We start from the raw sequence: 18885 nt of genomic DNA, 5'->3' as shown, positions 1-18885 counted from the left end.
GAACCTCGAGACCCGGTTAACGGCCCGTAAAGGGCATGGCTGCTGAATGAAACGCTGTGGGACACCGCCGGGCCCCATGCCGCTCCTTAAGCCGCATTCACACCCACGACCTTTCGGTTGAGGGTTGGCAAACGTTCCGAGGTAAACATCTGCAGGACCATCATGGCCTCAGTCTTCGACTGTGCGCCTCTCAAGCCGTCCAGAACGCGCGCGGACCTGAACGGCCGGCAAAGTTTGGCGAGCGCGGGAAGGAAGCTTTGGTGCTCGTCCTTCGGCCAAAGCACCGCCAAGAATACGTCGACGGGCCTATCGTCGGGAGATGCAAAGTCGATGCCGCTGCGCAGCGTCATGAGCACTTTGGCGGGCGAACGCAAGGCCGGCACCAGTGCATGCGGCAGAGCAAATCCTCCGCCGAAGCCCGTCGAGCCGAGGGCTTCCCGAGCCTCAAGGGACTCAAACAGGTCCCGCACCTCGATGCCGGTCCGCTCCGACAGATCTTCAGCGATCGTATGAAGCGCCGACCGTCTATCGAGACATGGTGCTTTGATGATCAACTCCCGCTGCCAGTGAAAATCATCGATCTGCATTACCCCTCCTTACCGGCTTCCATGTGTCAGTTCCTCCCATGCACAAGGACAGCCTGATGGTGTGCGTTACGCCTTTACAAGAAAAAGCCAATCGATCTTGAACGGCCATATTTCAAGAACAAGCTCGGGTTCTTGAGGGTTCAATCAACTCCGTTCACGATCGATCTACACATGCCCCTTTCCACCCGGCGGAAATTGAGCGAATTGCCACCTCGACGTTTATATCATAGCATGATATATGAACAATATACTCCGGAGGGAGGAGGTTCGCGAGCGCGATGGCCGAAACATGCCACTAGGTCATCACGCTCGCGACGCCGAAGGCCAAAACCGAGGCGCGAGACGAAGGCTTGCCGAACTTGAATCAAGACGAACGGACCCCCAATGAGGGAAAGGTTCGGCTAGGCGATTGCGCGCCTTCAATGGATGCAGCGCCGACGGCGAGCGACGCGCAGTGCATTTCCCGACATTCAAAGGTTCATTCATGACAAGCAGGAGGCGTCGCAGGCTCTGCGCTCCGCTGCCGGACGACATCAACGTGAAGAGCGAGTACATTGCCGATCAACTCGGGATATCGTTGGACGATTTTGAACGTTATCACCATTTGGGTTTGGTTTCGGTGAGCGTGAAAAAGGACCCGCACCCGCATTTCGGCCTGCGACATATAAGAGTGCGTCTGGGAAGACGGCTATTTGAAGCGGTGACCGACGGTCAAGGAACGGTCCTCTACGAAGCTTTAAGGAGCCTTGGTGGAAACGGGTCATCTGACAGTTGAACGGTCCAAGGCCGCACTACCGAGCATGACTGCGCGTCATGCGGTCAAGCATCCATCCCTCCCTCCGATTAACAGACCCTGCCGACAAGCCTCAGCATCTTGCCGCGCAAACCAAGCCGGAAACGATCCATGCCCGATTCCAAGCGTAAACTCAGAATCCTGCGCCGTTCCAAGGTCGTTTTGGGTTCGCGCGGCCAGTGGCGCACAAGGCTTGTTTTTTGGTCGGGGGCCATGGCGATTGGAGTTGTCAGTGTCGGCTTCGCCGAACTTGCAGACCTCGCGCAGGCGGCGTTTGCCAGCTTCACTTCATCGAGCGAACGGGCATATTTGACGCCTCTCGTCGTGACACCCTTCGGCTTCATCCTGTCTGCGTATCTCGCAATCAGGTACTTTCCCAATTCTCAAGGAAGCGGGATCCCCCAGGCGATCGCGGCGCGCCATTTGGATGAGACGGAGCGGCCTTCCCTTTTGTCGCTGCGGATCGCATTCGGAAAGATCGTTCTCACCATCCTGGGTCTGTTTTGCGGAGCCTCGATCGGACGGGAGGGACCGACGGTTCAAGTCGGCGCGTCAATCATGCTTGCCGCCGCTCGTTTCGGTGAACTCCCGCATGCACGCGGCCTCATTCTCGCGGGCTCCGCGGCCGGAATTGCGGCGGCCTTCAACACACCGTTGGCAGGAATCGTGTTTGCGATTGAGGAAATGAGCCGCGCTTACGAGTCCCGTTCCAATGGGGTGGTGCTGAGTGCGGTGATCCTGTCGGGACTGGCCGCGCTCGGTCTTTCGGGCAGCTACACCTACTTTGGGGTTTCAAGCGTTGCCCCGGCGCATTTGCGCGACTGGGGTTTGATTTTAGTATGCGGCATTGGCGGAGGAGCGCTCGGGGCCGGGTTCAGTGGTCTTGCTCTTCACGTGGGGCAGCGCATTCGACGCTGGACCCAGCCGGACCAGATGAAGCGCACGATGGTTCTGGCCAGCCTTTGCGGACTGGGTGTCGCGGTGATCGGCATCACCTCGGGCGGCGCCACATACGGGACGGGGTACGATCAGGCACGGCATGCGATCGAAGGCAATACGGCGCCACCGCTCTTTTTCATTCAAAAGCTGGTCGCGAGCTTCCTCTCGATGATTTCCACGATACCCGGCGGCATTTTCGCGCCATCGCTCTCGGTCGGAGCCGGTTTCGGAAGCACGGCCGGCCTGGTCCTGGGCACGAGCATCGGTCTTGGATCGATTCTCGGCATGGCCGGCTACTTTGCAGGGGTTGTGCAGGCGCCGATGACAGCCTTCGTCATCATCCTTGAAATGACCGGCGCCCACCAGGCGGTCATGCCGATCATGGCCGTTTCAATGATCGGTTATATCACGTCGCGAACTCTGTCGCGCGATCCACTCTACCACGGCCTGTCGCGCGTCTTCGTGGCCGCCGCCATCAGGGCGCGGCGTGCCGCGCAGAAGGCAGGTCAGGCGCCAGAAGTGAAATGACGGTCGTGTCGGGCGCGACGGTCGCAACCCGCCGCACGTACCCGATGCACCTAGGTCATTTTGCGATCAGTTGGCGCCGATCTAACGCTTCTGCGCAAGCTCGCGAAGCCGAGTTAGCGATTCAGCCAGCAGCGGCTCGTTTGCGAGCATGGCGACCAGGTGCCTTCTTGCCAGCGCGTCAAGAACCGCCTCGCCCAACGCGGTCAAGCCGACAAGGACACTTCGCTTGTCAACCGGCGATGGCGCTCGGTGCACGAGGCCGGCCGTCTCAAGCCGGTCGACGAGCTGAACGGCGCCGTTGTGCTGCATCAGCATCTCTTCGGCGAGCCCTCTCATTCTGATCCGGTTCTGTGGAGCGGCCTTGATAACCAACAGCGCTTGATACTGCTGTGAGGTGATGCCCGCCCGCGACAACTCAATCTCGCTACTGGTAAGGAAGCGCCGCATGGCGAGCCTTACCCCCGCAAGCCCTTTGAACACTTCAGGGTCAAGCGCCTCCTCCAAAGAGGCCTCGGGGATTGAAACCGCAGGTTTTACACGAACACCGGACGGCATCGAACGCATCCTTTATTTATGTCATGACATGATATATAGTCGCCGCAACTCCGTGGGGGAGCTTCGCGAGCTTCGGTGGACGCCATAACATGCCGCGCTCGCGATTGTTAATTTTCAATCGTGTCATCGCGAGGGCACAATTGAACAAGCTTACCGCAAGTGACCTTGGGGATGGATCTGCGAGGGCGGCCCAATCCCCATGCGTGAAGGTGACCATTCCCCGGCGCCAAATTACGTTTGGGAGAGATAGCCCTATGACGCGCAAGAGATGGCGAGACCTGACGCTACCTCCCTCGAAGGATCTCTTCATCGAGCCATCCTATATTGCCGACCAGCTTGGCCTTTCGGCCGGAGATTTCGAGCGGTACCGCAACCTCGGCCTGATCAACGTTACCGTCGAATGCGGTTGTGGAGAACACCAGGACCTTAACCGCGTGCAGTGCCGCCTCGGCAATCGGGTCTGGGAAGCCATGGTCGACAGCGACGGGGCCGTCGCCTTCGAAGCAACAACATACCTTCGCGGAAAACTCGCGAGGTTGAACTGGGGCCGATAGGCGAGCGCCAATCCGTCAACGAACTCGTTCCCGGCCACAGATGATCGCCATCATTCGGCGGGAGATTTTTCAAGATAGGTCTGCCCGCGCCCCAAGACCCGTGGCCGAAGTGTCAGATCGGTCACCGGCCCCTTCGTGACCGTTCGTTGCGCGATCGAAAGCACGCTGTCGAACAATTCGTCGCCTTCTGAAGATTTCGGCGCCGAGGAGGTGTGCATAACACTAATCACCGACGTACCAGGACACTTGGTTCGAATAGTGGCGTGAAACGAGTTCTTAGCCTTAAGATCCAAAGCGCTGGTCGGCTCGTCGAGCAGCAGAAGACCGGGCCGTAGCAGCAGAATGCGCGCGAGAATGAGCTTTTGCTTTTGCCCCCCGGACAAGAGCTGATCCCAGGTCTGATTGGCTCGGCCCTCATTGGCAAGGTCATCTACAAAATCGGATAACCCGACTTCCTCCAATATCGTTGCAACGTCCGCATCATCGTACGACTGCATGGGATCGGGCAGGCAAATCAGCTCCTTTAGCGACGTCGACGGCAGATAGACGTCTTGCGCGGCATAGAGCGTGCGCACGTTTCTCGGCAGAATGATCGTGCCCCGTCCATGCGGCCACAGACGACTTATTGCTTTGAGCAAGGACGACTTGCCGCTGCCGGACTCTCCCAAAAGCAGCACCCATTCGCCCCGCTCTACCCGCAGCCGATCCGTCGAAACAAAAGGCTCGGCGGCGCCCGGATGCATAAGTTCCACGTCCTGAATGGCCAGGCCTAGACGAGGCTCCTGGGTCTGGTAGTGCAACTGCGAGCACCCGGTGTGCGCGTAGAATTCCTTTGGACATTGGGCTTCTTCGATCGCCTCCGCAAGTTCTGTCACCCGTCTTGCGTTCGCTCGCAGTCTCGCGATGTCGGGCATGACGTGAATAAACCAGGAGCAATCGTTAATGACCGCATTCGCAAGCTCGGCTCCCGTAACATAGCCTTGGAGACTAATCCTGCTTTCAGCATAAGGAAGGAGTCCCGGTGCATAAGCGATGATGCGCGAGGAGAAGAAATTGTAGACGAGCTCAAATCCCATATAGCCCGCGGTGAGGAAATTCAGGCCGGCCCATGTATGGTCGATCTGAGCATATCGTTTCCTGTTGATGCGGTTTTGCACGCCTTCGGCTTGATTTGCCGCGACGTGGAAGCTTCGGTTCAAGAGCGCCGCGAGCTCACGCCGATAACTTCCTTCTGCCCACTGCATTCTGACGTCCAGCCGCTGCAAGATCGCTCCGAGTTTGACTGCAAGAAACGTGTTAAGCGGCACGTAGGCCAGTACCGCTGCAAATGTCAGGCAAGCGCTGGCATAGGTCCCCAGGAACTCGAGCCCCGTGATTTCGGTGGAGTTCGCGATGAGCTTTCCGCCGACAAAGTACAGGGAAAGCGTGACGCCGGCGATCCCCATTGCAAGACCGATGGCGCCCCCGGTAAGGCCCTTGATGGACTCCTGAATACGCTGATCAAGGTTGTCCGGCACCGCCGCCGCGGAAGGGGTCTCTTCTGCGGCGCCGTTCTGGAGGTGGAAATGCGTATGATTGCAGTCCAGGATCGCGCTATTGAAGCGCTCGTCGAGCCAGGCTCGCCACTTGCGATGCAGTGTTGTCGAGAAGTAGTGGCGGACCGCGATGAACCCGATTTCCTTGAGGACGACAATCGCAACCAGTGTAGCGGCACTGCTGAGCAGCGCGGGAAGGGTTGAGGGGTTTTGCGGGTGATGGAGGAATGCGATTGCACTGATGAGATCCCCGGACGCTTCGGCGAACCAAACGCTCGCCATGGCCGATAACGCGGTCAGTACCACGATTATGGCGGCCAGCCCCCAGGCCTCCTTCCACCTCTCGGAGAGCCAATACGCACCCATGAGCCCCCAAAAACCGCGCATTGACGACACTGGGGTCAATTGTGACCGCATTTCACCGAACCGCTTCTGCCAGTTCAATAAATCCTCCTTGTAAGTACGCTGCACGCCCCTCAATCTACCGAAGAGCAGCTCGCCCGGAAGCATGACAGCCATTCGCAGTTCTGCCTAAATTAGCACCATAGTGAAGCATGTTGTGACGCTTGCCTAGCCGCTCCGCGGAATTGAGGTGTCGCAGTGTCCTTTTTGCGACATCAACCCACCGACAATTGCAGCATGGCAGTGGCGCCTTTGCACCGGTGGCGATCGAGAGACCTGCGAGAGGCGGCTGATAAAGACAAGAAATGATCAAGCCTCCCGCAAAATCTGCTTATATCCATGATTCCGCGGAACTATTTGGCGCACGCATCGTTTGGAGCCCGCCACGACCGCATCGTCCGCGGCGAGACTTCGATGCTCGCGACAACAGTCAGGACTTATCGCGCTGATAGTCGCTTGATACGAGCGCGCGTGGCGGGCCTCAGACAGCGGCCCACTCCAGCGGGTTGAGACGGAGATAGATCAGAGTGAACTGCTCGCCGGTACTTCGACAATGATAGGCAGTTCCTTGAGGTCGATCAGCGCCTTCGCGCAGGTATCGGCGGCATTGGGAACCGGCGAGACGAGACCATCGACAGAAGCCCAACCACCATTTGTAATAAAATCGTCCCGCTCCCAACTGGATTTGGATTTGAGTTCCTTCAGATTTTCAACCGCATTGGCGGCAGAGACGAAGTTGTGAACGCATATGTTCGAGATCAACTCCGCACGGGCCATCCTGACCGCTTGGTCAGCCATGACGGACGCTCCGCCCGCGGTCATCCAGCCGCCAAAGGTAAAGCCCACAATCATCGTGAGCAGCGAAGCACCAACGGTCGACCAAAACCAGACTTTCTTGCTGGGGTGATACTCGGACCACGTTCCATTGTTCCCTTCGGTCATAGCATCCTCCTTTCAAATGAAAATATATCATACCATGATATAAAACAGCCACCAAATCGTTTTTGCCGACATGCGTGATCCGCCTCCGGTCTCGGCATTGCATTGCAACATCGTGTGGGGTAACAAGCATCATTCACAAGGACCCGGTGAGAATCCGGGTGGCTCTTCTGGCCGCCGATCCGCCAGACAACACATGAACGCAGCTAAAAGCCTGACCTATCGCGACCGGCTTGCTGCTTTCGATTGTGATCCGTTTCACCGAATGAATACGCTTTCAAACTACCGCCGGGAGTGGCTCTCCAACATCCGTGGCGACGTGCTTTCCGGCATCGTCGTCGCCCTCGCTCTTATCCCCGAAGCAATCGGCTTTTCGGTTATCGCGGGCGTCGATCCCAAAGTGGGTCTGTATGCCTCTTTCGCCATTGCGTGCGTGGCGGCCATTGTCGGTGGGCGGCCGGGCATGATCTCCGCGGCAACGGCGGCAACGGCGGTCGTGATGGTCACACTCGTCAAGGAGCATGGGCTGCAATACCTTTTTGCCGCCACTCTCTTGATGGGCTTGATCCAGATCGTCGCCGGCTTCCTAAGGGTTGGCCGCGTCATGCGCTTTGTCTCGAGATCGGTCATCACGGGCTTCGTGAACGCTCTTGCGATCCTGATCTTCATGGCGCAACTGCCGGAATTGGTCGGCGTCTCAATCGAGACATACTTCATGATTGCCGGGGGACTTGCGATCATCTACCTGTTTCCGCGCATCACCAATGCAGTCCCGTCGCCACTCGTTGCAATTGCGGTCCTCACCTGCGTTGCCTGGTCCACAGGGATGGATCTGCGGACCGTAGACGATCTCGGCGAGCTTCCCGAGGCACTGCCGGTCTTCAGCTTTCCGGATGTGCCGTTCACCTTGGAAACGTTGCGGATCATCCTTCCCTATTCGGTGACACTTGCAGCTGTCGGCCTTCTTGAATCGCTCCTGACCGCGCAGATCATCGATGACATGACCGACACGCCAAGCAACAAGAGCCAGGAATGCGTGGGCCAGGGAGCCGGCAACATCGCCTCCGCCTTAATTGGCGGTATGGGTGGATGCGCGATGATTGGACAGTCGGTCATCAATGTGTCATCGGGCGGTCGCGGGCGGCTCTCGACTTTCGTTGCCGGCGCCTTCCTGCTGTTCCTGATCGTCGGGCTTGATGATCTCGTACGCATCATTCCGATGGCAGCTCTGGTTGCCGTGATGATCATGGTCTCTATCGGGACGTTCTCCTGGCGATCGCTCGTCGAGCTGAAGCGTCATCCTTTGCCTTCATCGGTCGTGATGCTGGCAACGGTTGTCACTGTTGTTGCCACGCACGATCTTGCAAAGGGTGTGATCGTCGGCGTGCTGCTTTCGGGAATATTCTTTGCCGGAAAGGTCTCACGGTTGTTCCGCGTGACGCGCCAGCAGGACGCCTCATCCAAAGACGTCACCTACCTGGTCGAGGGCCAGGTCTTCTTCGCCTCCGCGGAGCAATTCGTGCGTGCTTTCGACTTCGCTGAGCAGGGTTCCAGAATTGCGATCGACCTCAATCGGGCTCATCTTTGGGACATCACAGCGGTCGGCGCGCTCGACAAGATCGTGATGAAGTACCGAAGGTCCGGAATCCACGTCGAGGTTCTGGGTTTCAACGAGGCGAGCGTCGAGATGATTGACCGCTTTGCCCTTCACGACAAGGATGAACGCCGCGCCGCGAGCGCGTCGATACACTGAAAGCACGGAATGAACGGAACCGCTTTGCGTCTCGTCTAACGCCCGTCGGGCCTTTCGGCCACAGGCTGTTCGTCGCCGCGAGAAACGATATCCGGCGATGAGCCCGTTTCTTGTTATCGCAATCCGAAGACCGAACGGGTCCTCGCGGCGATCAACTTCTCCAGAAAAATGGTGAGACCAATACCAGGACAGTCATCACCTCCAGGCGTCCCATGATCATGAGAACGGATAAGATAGCCAGTGCAGGATCGGACAGCGTGGAGAAATTTCCAGCTGGTCCAACGACAGGCCCCACTCCAGGTCCGACGTTGGACAGCGCCGTGATGACCGAAGACGCCGCGGTCATGAGATCGTATCCGAGCGCTCCAAGTGCCAATGTTCCGAAGGCCCAAAGCGCGATGAAGACGGCAAAGAAAAGGAAGACCGCTCGTTGCAGCTCGGGATCCACGGTCGCTCCTCCGTACCGCACAGGCGTGACACTGTTCGGGTACAGGATCTGCGTGATCAGGGGTCTGAACGCGCCTAAAAGAATGACGAACCTGTAGGCTTTGATCCCGCCTGCGGTCGAGCCGGAACAGCCGCCGGCAAACGTCGCGAAAAATGCCAGAGCGACGGCAAAAGGACCCCATAAGGTATAATCTTCGCTTGCATACCCCGACGTCGACAATATCGACGCCAGATTGAAGAATGAATGGGATAAGGCCATTGCGAACGGCACGCCATTGTAAACGCGATGATAAGCCGCCAGCGTCATGGCCATGACTGAAAGGTAGCCAAGAAACACTAGGATTTGCGGATCCCACAATGCCGTTGTGCTGCGTTTGACCACAAAGAGGATCAGCACGGAAAATGGCAGACTGCACAAGGTCATGAAGAAGGTTGATGCCCACAGAAGTGGCACGCTGTCGTAGTATCCAAACGAGGCATCATGCGTCGAAAACCCACCGGTCGCGACGGTCGTCAGTGCGTGGTTCAGCGCATCAAACTGCGTCATCCCGAACTGATGGTAGGCAAGAGAGCACGCCAAGGTGATCACCACATAGATCACCACGAACGCCCGCATGAACGTTGCAATCCTTGCAAAGACCTTCTCGTTCGTATCGGACGATTCCATCCGAAGGAATGATATTCCCCCACTCGTAAGAAGGGCATTACGAAGAGGCCAAGCGCGACAATGCCAATGCCGCCAAACCACTGGAGCATCGACCGCCAGAGGAGCACGCCGGGCGCCGTGTGATCCAATCCGACCATGACCGTCGAACCGGTCGTCGTGACGGCGGACACGGATTCGAAAATCGCTTGCATCAGGTTCATGTCCTTTGACGACAGCCAAAGAGGAACTGCGCCGACGAGCGAGAAGACCACCCAAAGCAGATTCACCAGCAAAAAGCCCATTTTTCGATTGAGCTGCGGCGGCGCATCCCGGGTCGCCAGGGCAGCGGCAGCGAAGAAGGTGCCGCAAAAGACGCTGGCGCGTGCAAACACGATCCAGTCTCGGTGATCGCTGTAAAAGTCTGCAAACGCCGGAACCAGCATTGTGCAGGACAAATAGAACCCAAATATCGCAGATATATGGATTGCTGACCTATAGTATTGCGGTGACATGACGACTCTTCGACCAGAAGTGATGAATGAGGCGCGTTGCATCAGCCGATCGCTGGGAAAGCACCGCCTGCACGACAATCATGAGTACGAAATTCGGGCCGATCAATTCTCATTCGCCCTGTTTCCTCGCCATTATTCGGTCAGCCTCTCAGTCGTTCAAGCTGCTCAATGGCACGGACGGCGTCGTCAATCCCGCCCTCGTCGCGCAATTCAGAGCTCAGCTGACGGACCTTCTCCCGCACAAAAGGGGTGTCCATCGCGTGCATTAAAACCGCGATCCCCTCAACCGACAGACGCTTCACCTTAACAGGAGGAGGCCCAGCGCCCAGATCGTGAACGCGCCTTGCCCAAAAATACCCCTCGCTAAAGGCTGGATAGATCGCGCTCGGCTTGCCGGCGCGCAGCGCCGCGGCTGTTGTTGCGGCTCCCCCATGATGAAAGATCATATCGGTCCTTGTCAGAAGCTCATTTCGCCCCGCATCAGCATAGATAAGCACATCGGACGATGACACCACACCACGAACCGGTCTGCCTCCCGTTGCAAGGAGCACCCGCTTGCCAAGCATTCTCGCCGCCCTCACCGCCGTGTGCGCCAGGTCGTGTGCGAGTCTTTCAGGCAGGCCGGCGAGCGCCACATAGACCGGCGGCGGGCCGTTCGTCAGGAATGTTTCCAGTTCAGCAGAGAGCCTGCAATGAGGCTCCTCAAGCCACCACGCGCCGGTGACGTGGATGTGCCGGCCCCAATCTTTGGGAACAGGCACCAGATGCCGGCTATAGGCGTAGAGCTTTCGATCGGGAGCATGGCGCAAGCGCGGGTGTTCTGGCAGCCCGAGCATCTTTCGCCGCCATTTCAGGATCGGGTTGCGAAACAGACGCGTGAAGTGCCGGTCGGCCACCGTGTGGCTGAACCTGTTGAAGGGACCGAGCGTTCGCCACGGCACGATCGGTGTCGGAAATGCCGATGTCGGGGTAAGGATAGGAAGAGGCGACGCCATGATCGAACGACAGCCGATACGCTCCACCATATGGGGCGATGCTATCGAACTCGGGTGATAGACAATCAGATCGGGCCAAAAAGCATGGGCGGCCAGCCACTCACTCTGCAGCAGCTCGTGGCTGAGCGCATGAATGTGATTTGCAAGACCGCGCTTTGGCAAGATCCCGCCGGCCAGTGCGCCGCGGCCGTCGGGCGTCTCACAACGTTCCAACAAATCGTCCGGCAATGGCTCATAGAGCACGCCATGTCGATACGCCAGCGGGGCAAAGCGGCGCGGCCCGGCAACCTGGACCGAATGACCCAGGAGGAGCAGCTTCTTGGCCAATGCGATGTAGGGCTCGACGTCGTCGCGCGTCCCATAAACGTGAATACCTATGCGCAAGATTACCCCTGCAAAGTCTCGGCTATGGACATCTCGCCGTCACGCCACCGCGGCAGCGGGCTCGACTTGCGCCAAATCAAGGCCGGCGGAAGATGAAAAAGGCGTTCAAGAACATCGACCAAGGGCTCGGCCCTGGTTCAGCCACGGCGCGTACACATTCCGCGACGCTCCCCGACCGAACGGTTTCACCGGTGTGACAGCTGCACACCAACTGATGCATTTCCAGATCGCTCAACCCGAAGAATCGTTTTGCTTCACCATAGGTGTCGTTTTTCAGACCTTCCTTTCGAAGCAGGACATCGTCGAAGGCTACACCGAGCGGAGAGCCTTCGCGTCGCATCGAATCGCGCACTGAAAGCGGCTGAAATTCGGTCTCGAACAGAGTATTCAGCCGCCGGTCAGGCGTCTGGTCGAGAAGTTCTGCCCACCGTTCAAGTCGCTCTTCCCGCGTCAGAGCATGCTCCTGCATGTCTCTGCGCACGCCAGCAATCCTCACAAGTCCTTCACGAGATTGGTGTTTCACGGCAGCCTCCCTGAGATAACGTATTGTTCATCATCGGCGCGCTCATTCCCAAGTCCCGCAGAAGACCGACACCCAATTGAGGTATGCCTGCCGGTCATCGCGCCGCTGCAAAAGTATATCACAAGATGACCTTCCTTTCGAACCACACAACTGACTATTGCCAGAACGAACGCCAGGCACTGAGGATGGCAGTGGCAGCGACTCTGAATGCTCAAGAGGAAACAAGGCAGCTGATCCACAGGACGAGATGGTCCGCACCCACAATACGTTCGGCGATACGTCGAATACGCTCGACGTCTGCTCGGGAGTTGACCGTTCCTTCAATAACGACAAGATCGCCAAGAGCCCGGAAACACAGGCTCTCCGTCTCCTTTGCCCCTTCGGCAAGCAGGGTGGTCTTAACAGACGAGATCAGGCTCTTGACGTCCACGCCATGCGCCCCGCGACATTCTGACGAAGGTGGGATCAAAATCATCGCCCGCTCCTTTACCTTTCCAACTTCGTCTTGCGACGCTTGTTCCATCCAAGCTTGCGCAATTGTGCAGATGCTTGGCTTTCATCCGAATGGGTGCTTGGAAGGAAGCAGATTTCCTGCATGTTTCTTCAATACCGATAGCGGGCGAGATAGGTCGACGTTAAAGGCGTGCAGCGACAGGGATCAGTGGGCCTCCCCGGGTCGTTTGTGATCCCGGAGTAGACATCGGGTCATCCACCGCGCAACACGCGATAAGGGGCGTGCGTCGTTATTATTGCACCCTTTACCTACGCCATTGGCGGCACGTTGTTCAGCGATCTCTGCTTGACATAGCGTTGGGCGGCGGTGCAGTGGGCTGGAGAGTTACTCCGCAACAGAAAAGATCGCCGACCAGGAAAACAAACGGTCGTAATTGTCCAACCATGAAAAAGCGGCGTTCAGACCACAAACTGTCCAATGGATCGGGATTGCGGCAGTCTGCGCTCTTGGGCTCGGGCAGGTCCTGGCTAGCATTATTTGGTATCTCGCTCGTATGTAGCCCTAAGGATGGCGTGCGTGGACTGTCCTTGTACTCGAGCGCACGGTAGCCGTGCCGAGCGTGCGGCGGCGAAACTCTTCGCCGGTGATCATTTCCCCAATCGCGAGACGATCAGCCCGGAGGCGGTTGAGACCGCTGATCGCGCTCGCCCTTGTCTAATTCGCCGCGCGCCACAGGATCTTTCAGGCGCCCCGGGAAGGAAGCCCCACTTGAGGCAGAGGCGTTTCCCTTTCCGGGGCCACGCTGCCCTAACAGCCGGGCGATTAGCACTGGAAGAGCGATCGCGAACACAAGGATTGCCACGAACGGCGCAAAGTTCACGATGTGGCGCGTGACCGTCGCTGGCGGTCTGATCGCCAGTTCTGGAGAAACGCCCGCAGTCGCGCATATCCGGGTGAGAACTTCGAGCATCTTTTGGTCTCCATCATCGACCGACGTCAACGCATGAGAGCCCACAAACATCAGGCGAGGCCCAGACGATAAGGCGAACGGCATGTGGGTCGAGCTGAAGCTCATTCAGCATGGCATCACCCAGCAAGTCAGCTAGATGCACAAATGTGACATGGGCGGAACACACGCTCACGACTATCGGCGCTAGAGATAATGATACACCAAGGGGCCCAACGAAAGGCCCCAAACAAGAACGGTGAAGGCAAAACCTATCGACCGATCTAATCGTTTGGCCGAGCCTGCTTTCATAACAGGCACGCCCGCTACGCATCCTTGTCTGGGCGTTCACAACGCCACCGTGCCGGGACATATCTCGCCAGAGCAGAGAAATTATGTTGACAGAACACGAAAGTCGAAATCTTATTGTAAAGCGGTTTAGTAAATCGGTTTACAAAAGCAGAGGCCAACGTGACCACACGACCCGTGACAAGTCTGAAGGATGTAGCCCGTGCTGCCGGTGTTTCCGTGACGACGGTCTCGCGCCTTCTGAACGGATCGCTCGACCTGCCGCACGAGACGAAGAAGCGGATCTCAGACGCGATCCGCGACCTCAATTACCAGCCCAACCCGCACGCCCGCCGACTTAGCCGCGGCCGCTCCGACACGATCGGCCTCGTCGTTCCGGATATCGCCAACCCCTTCTTCGCGACACTCGTGGCCGCGGTCGAAGAGGAAGCGGATAGCCGCGGCCTTGCCGTATCCCTCTACGCGACGCTGAACCGCGCTGGCCGCGAGGTCGCCTATCTCCAGCTGATCGAACGCAATCACGTCGACGGCCTGATCTTCGTCACCAACCACCCGGACGACGGGCAACTCGCCACGCTGATCAACCGCACCGGCAAAGTGGTGATCGCCGACGAAGACGTGCCGGGCGCCCGGGCTCCGAAGCTGTTCTGCGATAATGAGCTCGGCGGTTATCTGGCGGGCCGGCATCTCGCCGAGTTCGGACACAAGGAGGTGCTGTTCGTCGGTGGCCCGGAGGAAATGATCAGCTCACGCCGGCGTCTGAACGGACTTGAGCGTGGCCTGCGCGAAGCTTTCGGCGAAAATTCTCAGGCTTCGAAGTATGCCGGAGACTACACCGTTGGTTTCGGCCGGCAGGCGGCGAAGCGTTTCATTGAGGAAAACCGTCCCGCGACGGCGATCTTTGCGAGCTCGGACGAAATCGCCATCGGGATGATCGAGGTCTTTCACGACCAGGGGGTGTCCATCCCCGAAGATGTGTCGGTTGTCGGCTTCGACGATGTCGGTCCGCTGCACCTTTTCGGTCCGCCCATGACCGCCATTCGCCAGCCGGTCCGCGCGATCGGTGCGCGCGCCCTATCCCTTCTTCTCGAAACAAACTGGCAGGACAAGCAGGCTCCCGTCGAGGAGCTCCTGCCAGTCGAAATCGTCGTGCGGAAATCCGTTGCTCCGCCTGCGAAACGATAAATCACGCAATGGAGAACCAACAGAGGATGAGAACATGAACTGGACTTTGAAACGCAGGACTTTAGTTGCCACGCTTGGGTTCACGGCATTGACGTCCCTCGGCGCGGCCCTCTCGCCGGCCCTTGCCGCCGAAAAGACCTTTGCACTCGTGCAGATCAACCAGCAGGCGCTTTTCTTCAACCAGATGAACGAGGGTGCGCAGAAGGCGGCCGATGCTGCCGGCGCGAAGCTCGTCATCTTCAATGCCAACAACGATCCGGCCGCACAGAACAGCGCGATCGAGACCTATATCCAGCAGAAGGTTGACGGCATCGCAGTCGTCGCCATCGACGTCAACGGCATCATGCCGGCCGTCAACCAGGCCGCCGAAGCCGACATCCCCGTCGTTGCCATCGACGCGATCCTTCCGGAAGGCCCGCAAAAGGCGCAGATTGGTGTCGACAACGCCAAGGCGGGCGCCGACATGGGCAAGTACTTCCTCGACTACATCAAGGCTAATGCCGATGGCAAAGCCAAGATTGGCGTCGTCGGCGCACTGAACTCGTTCATCCAGAACGTTCGCCAGGAAGGCTTTGAAAAGACGATCAAGGATGTCGACGGCATCACATCCGCCGGCGTCGTCGACGGGCAGAACGTGCAGGACAACGCGCTTGCTGCCGCCGAAAACCTGATCACCGGCAATCCTGACCTGACCGCGATCTATGCGACCGGCGAACCGGCTTTGATGGGCGCAATCGCCGCTGTCGAAAGCCAGAGCAAGCAGGATAGCGTCAAGGTGTTCGGCTGGGACCTGACGGCCCAGGCGATCGCAGGCATTGATGCCGGCTACGTCGCCGCCGTCATCCAGCAGGATCCGTCCGCCATGGGTGCTGCCGCCGTGGACGCCCTGAAAAAGGTCTCCGAAGGCGGCAGCGTCGAGAAGAACATCGCCGTGCCGGTAACGATCGTCACCAAGGACAACGTCGAGCCATACCGGGCGATCTTCAAATGATGACGACTGAAAGACAGCATCCTCCCGCTGTCGCCGGTGTCGGGGGGGCTCTGCCCTCCCGCGCCGGTGTCAGTCCCCGCGTGTCCCTCAAGGGGATCGTCAAGACGTTCGGATCGCACCAGGCGCTGCGTGGCATTGACCTCGACATCTACCCCGGCGAATGCCTTGGCCTCGTCGGCGACAACGCCGCCGGCAAATCGACGCTGACGAAGGTCATCTCAGGAACCTACATTCCCGATGGTGGGACCATTACCTTGGAAGGCGAAGAGGTTCGGTTCTCCGGGCCTGCAGACGCGCGCAACCGCAACATCGAAATGGTCTTCCAGGACCTGAGCCTTTGCGACCACATCGATGTCGTCGGCAACCTCTTTCTCGGCCGGGAAATCAGCAAAGGGCCATTCCTCGATACGAAAACCATGCTCGCCGAAGCCCGCAAGATGCTCGACGCGCTGGAAATCCGTATTCCGAGACTCACCGGCAAGGTCGCCCAGCTCTCGGGCGGCCAGCGTCAGGCGATCGCCATTGCCCGCGCTGCATCCTTCAATCCGAAGGTGTTGATCATGGATGAGCCGACCTCGGCGCTCGCCGTGGCGGAGGTCGAGGCCGTGCTCGCGCTCATCAACCGCGTCAAGGCCAAGGGTGTATCGGTGATCCTGATCACCCATCGCCTGCAGGACCTCTTCCGTGTCTGCGACCGCATTGCGGTCATGTACGAAGGCACCAAGGTTGCCGAGCGCGAAATCGGCAAGACCAACCTGGAAGACCTCGTCAAGCTGATCGTCGGGGAAGGAGCCAAACAATGACGGCCTATACCGAACGCGCAAAAGGCTCGCCGGCGGCAGACTTCCTCTCGGAAAACGCCCAGGTCCTGTCGATCGCCTTCTTCTTCCTGGCCTGCGTCGTCTTCTTCGCCGCAACGACCGACACCTTCATGACGCTCGGCAACATCCTGAACGTCATCCGCCAAGCGGCGCCGATCCTTATCGTCGCGGTTGCCATGACGCTCGTCATCATCACCGGCGGCATCGACCTCTCGGTCGGCTCCCAGGTCGCGCTGGTCAATGCGGTTGCGGCCATTGTGCTGGCGGTGGGCTATCCCTGGCCCCTCGTCGTAATCGCCATGCTCTTCTTCGGCGCCTTCCTTGGCTTGGTGCAAGGCTGGTTCACGGCCTATCAGGGCATCCCGGCCTTCATTGTCACGCTTGCCGGCCTGTCGATCCTGCGCGGGCTCGCGCTCTATCTGACACAGGGCTACTCGATCCCGATCAAGGACGCACCGGGCTTCTTCATGCTTGGCCGCGGCGAGTTGCTCGGCATTCCCGTACCTGCTCTGATCGCGGTTGCCGTCGCGGTTGCCGGCTATGTGGTCATATCCTCGACCAGATACGGCCGCCAGGTCGTCGCTGTCGGCTCCAATATGGAAGCCGCCCGTCGCGTCGGCATGCCGGCAAAATGGGTGATCGCCTCGGTCTATATGATCGCCGGCGTTGCCTGTGCACTTGCCGGCCTTTTGATCGCAGCACGCCTCGGTTCCGGTTCGTCGAATGCGGCGGTCGGCTTCGAACTGCAGGTCATCGCTGCCGTGGTACTGGGCGGAACGTCACTGATGGGCGGCCGCGGCACGATCCTTGGCACCGTGCTCGGCACGATGACGATCGCCGTCATCGGCAACGGTCTGATCCTGATGCATATCTCGCCGTTCTTCACGCAGATCGTCACGGGCGCGATCATCCTCGTCGCCATCTGGCTCAACACCCGGATCTTCACCGCCAACTTTCGCTTCGGCGGCAAGAAGAGATGACCGCCATGAGCAAGGAACTGTCAGAAGCGCATGTGCGCTCCGGCAAAGTTATGACCGTCACCGGGGCGATCGACGCAGGCGAGCTCGGCGTCACCCTGATGCACGAGCATATCCTCAACGATTGTCGCTGCTGGTGGCACGCGCCGAAAACAAGGGAGCGTCAGTATCTCGCCGAAGGCTTCGTCTGCATGGAGATCCTCGGCGAACTGCGCCAGGACCCCTTCGTCAACAAGCACAACATCACGCTGGATGACGAACCGCTGGCGATCGCCGAGTTGAGAGCCTTCGCCGCCGAAGGGGGGCACACGGTCGTCGAGCCCACCTGCAACGGTATCGGCAGAAACCCGCTGGCACTCAGGCGGATTTCCAAGGCGACCGGTCTCAATATCGTGATGGGCGCGGGATACTATCTTGCCTCATCGCATCCGGCCGAGGTCGCCGGCATGAGCGCCGACCAGATCGCCGACGGTATCGTTCGCGAAGCGATCGAAGGCGTCGACGGCACGGATGTGAAAATCGGGCTGATCGGCGAGATCGGCGTCTCCTCCGATTTCACGTCAGCGGAGGAAAAGTCGCTGCGCGGGGCGGCCCGAGCGCAAGTTCGGACCGGTTTGCCGCTGATGGTGCATCTGCCGGGTTGGTTCCGGCTCGGCCATCGCGTGCTCGATGTTGTCGCCGAGGAAGGCGCTGATCTCCGCCATACCGTGCTCTGCCACATGAACCCGTCGCACGACGACTTCGCGTATCAGAGCGAACTCGCCGCACGCGGCGCCTTCATCGAGTACGACATGATCGGCATGGACTTCTTCTATGCCGATCAGCAGGTCCAATGCCCGAGCGACGAGGAGGCCGCGCGGGCGATTGCAAGGTTGGTGCAAGCCGGTCACATCGACCGCATCCTGCTTTCGCACGACGTGTTCCTGAAGATGATGCTCAGTCACTACGGCGGCAACGGCTACGCCTATGTGCTGCGCCACTTTCTGCCGCGCCTCAAACGACACGGACTGGACGACAAGGCGCTCGACCTGATGATGCGGGGCAATCCCCGCTCGGTGTTTCAAACCGGGGCCTGACATCCGGCTCCAAACGCAATTCACGACCTACGGA

At 58.9% G+C, this 18885-nt stretch carries 16 protein-coding genes, 1 pseudogene and 1 other annotated feature; of the genes and pseudogenes, 9 read left to right on the top strand and 8 right to left on the bottom strand.

Annotated features, from left to right (window positions below; genetic code table 11):
• Positions 1–86 precede the first annotated feature (86 nt).
• Positions 87–587 carry a PTS sugar transporter subunit IIA gene (locus AC0C6X_RS29200; RefSeq protein WP_472956507.1) on the bottom strand — a complete coding sequence of 167 codons (501 nt, stop codon included), beginning with the start codon at positions 585–587 and terminating at the stop codon, positions 87–89.
• A 409-nt stretch (positions 588–996) separates the two neighbouring features.
• Here AC0C6X_RS29200 and AC0C6X_RS29195 point away from each other — a divergent pair, with 409 nt between their 5' ends.
• On the top strand, positions 997–1362 hold the full coding sequence (locus tag AC0C6X_RS29195) for a hypothetical protein (protein WP_472956505.1): 366 nt from the start codon (positions 997–999) through the stop codon (positions 1360–1362).
• Positions 1363–1491: 129 nt separating this feature from the next.
• On the top strand, positions 1492–2847 hold the full coding sequence (locus AC0C6X_RS29190) for a chloride channel protein (RefSeq protein WP_472956503.1): 1356 nt from the start codon (positions 1492–1494) through the stop codon (positions 2845–2847).
• Positions 2848–2928: 81 nt separating this feature from the next.
• Here AC0C6X_RS29190 and AC0C6X_RS29185 read toward each other — a convergent pair whose 3' ends face one another.
• On the bottom strand, positions 2929–3402 hold the full coding sequence (locus AC0C6X_RS29185) for a MarR family winged helix-turn-helix transcriptional regulator (protein WP_472956501.1): 474 nt from the start codon (positions 3400–3402) through the stop codon (positions 2929–2931).
• 254 nt (positions 3403–3656) lie between these two features.
• Here AC0C6X_RS29185 and AC0C6X_RS29180 point away from each other — a divergent pair, with 254 nt between their 5' ends.
• Entirely contained in the window at positions 3657–3956 is a 300-nt protein-coding gene (locus AC0C6X_RS29180; protein ID WP_472956499.1) for a hypothetical protein, read from the top strand.
• Between the two features lie 50 nt (positions 3957–4006).
• On the opposite strand, the gene AC0C6X_RS29175 is transcribed toward AC0C6X_RS29180, so the two are convergent.
• Both AC0C6X_RS29175 and AC0C6X_RS29170 read right to left on the bottom strand, forming a co-directional pair.
• Positions 4007–6010 (bottom strand): ABC transporter ATP-binding protein/permease, encoded by a 2004-nt coding sequence (locus AC0C6X_RS29175; RefSeq protein ID WP_472956497.1) that lies wholly within the window; start codon positions 6008–6010, stop codon positions 4007–4009.
• A 405-nt stretch (positions 6011–6415) separates the two neighbouring features.
• Positions 6416–6835, bottom strand: a complete 420-nt coding sequence (locus AC0C6X_RS29170; protein WP_472956496.1) for a hypothetical protein — start codon at positions 6833–6835, stop codon at positions 6416–6418.
• Positions 6836–6971: 136 nt separating this feature from the next.
• Positions 6972–7027: a sequence feature (sul1 is cis-regulatory element that is thought to sense ions involved in sulfur or methionine metabolism; They are found in Alphaproteobacteria), on the top strand.
• A gap of 70 nt (positions 7028–7097) precedes the next feature.
• Here AC0C6X_RS29170 and AC0C6X_RS29165 point away from each other — a divergent pair.
• A complete protein-coding gene (locus AC0C6X_RS29165) occupies positions 7098–8585 on the top strand; it encodes a SulP family inorganic anion transporter (protein WP_472956519.1) in 1488 nt (495 codons plus the stop codon).
• Between the two features lie 151 nt (positions 8586–8736).
• On the opposite strand, the pseudogene AC0C6X_RS29160 reads toward AC0C6X_RS29165, so the two are convergent.
• The 4 genes and pseudogenes from AC0C6X_RS29160 to AC0C6X_RS29145 all read right to left on the bottom strand — a co-directional run bounded on the left by AC0C6X_RS29160 (position 8737) and on the right by AC0C6X_RS29145 (position 12615).
• A pseudogene (locus tag AC0C6X_RS29160) lies at positions 8737–10190 on the bottom strand (TrkH family potassium uptake protein).
• Positions 10191–10330: 140 nt separating this feature from the next.
• Positions 10331–11569 carry a glycosyltransferase family protein gene (locus AC0C6X_RS29155; protein WP_472956494.1) on the bottom strand — a complete coding sequence of 413 codons (1239 nt, stop codon included), beginning with the start codon at positions 11567–11569 and terminating at the stop codon, positions 10331–10333.
• A gap of 76 nt (positions 11570–11645) precedes the next feature.
• The gene (locus AC0C6X_RS29150; RefSeq protein ID WP_472956492.1) at positions 11646–12092 is read right to left on the bottom strand and encodes a hypothetical protein; all 447 of its coding nucleotides are present in this window, start codon (positions 12090–12092) and stop codon (positions 11646–11648) included.
• A 211-nt stretch (positions 12093–12303) separates the two neighbouring features.
• Entirely contained in the window at positions 12304–12615 is a 312-nt protein-coding gene (locus tag AC0C6X_RS29145; RefSeq protein ID WP_472956490.1) for a hypothetical protein, read from the bottom strand.
• Between the two features lie 1348 nt (positions 12616–13963).
• Here AC0C6X_RS29145 and AC0C6X_RS29140 point away from each other — a divergent pair.
• Genes AC0C6X_RS29140 through AC0C6X_RS29120 form a run of 5 tightly spaced genes read left to right on the top strand, consistent with a single transcriptional unit; the run spans position 13964 to position 18851 of the window.
• On the top strand, positions 13964–14986 hold the full coding sequence (locus AC0C6X_RS29140) for a LacI family DNA-binding transcriptional regulator (protein ID WP_472956489.1): 1023 nt from the start codon (positions 13964–13966) through the stop codon (positions 14984–14986).
• 34 nt (positions 14987–15020) lie between these two features.
• Complete coding sequence (locus AC0C6X_RS29135) at positions 15021–15977, top strand: substrate-binding domain-containing protein (protein WP_472956487.1); 957 nt, start codon at positions 15021–15023, stop codon at positions 15975–15977.
• On the top strand, positions 15977–16780 hold the full coding sequence (locus tag AC0C6X_RS29130; RefSeq protein ID WP_472956485.1) for an ATP-binding cassette domain-containing protein: 804 nt from the start codon (positions 15977–15979) through the stop codon (positions 16778–16780). The genes AC0C6X_RS29135 and AC0C6X_RS29130 overlap by 1 nt, the downstream gene beginning before the upstream one ends.
• Complete coding sequence (locus AC0C6X_RS29125) at positions 16777–17778, top strand: ABC transporter permease (protein ID WP_472956483.1); 1002 nt, start codon at positions 16777–16779, stop codon at positions 17776–17778. Before AC0C6X_RS29130 ends, AC0C6X_RS29125 begins: the two co-directional genes overlap by 4 nt.
• 5 nt (positions 17779–17783) lie before the next feature.
• Entirely contained in the window at positions 17784–18851 is a 1068-nt protein-coding gene (locus AC0C6X_RS29120) for a phosphotriesterase family protein (RefSeq protein WP_472956481.1), read from the top strand.
• Positions 18852–18885: the final 34 nt, after the last annotated feature.

The sequence above is a fragment of the Ensifer sp. VA4 genome (assembly GCF_055710065.1).
The sequence above is the reverse complement of the archived record's forward strand: the minus strand, read 5'-3'. Positions and strand labels throughout refer to the sequence as shown.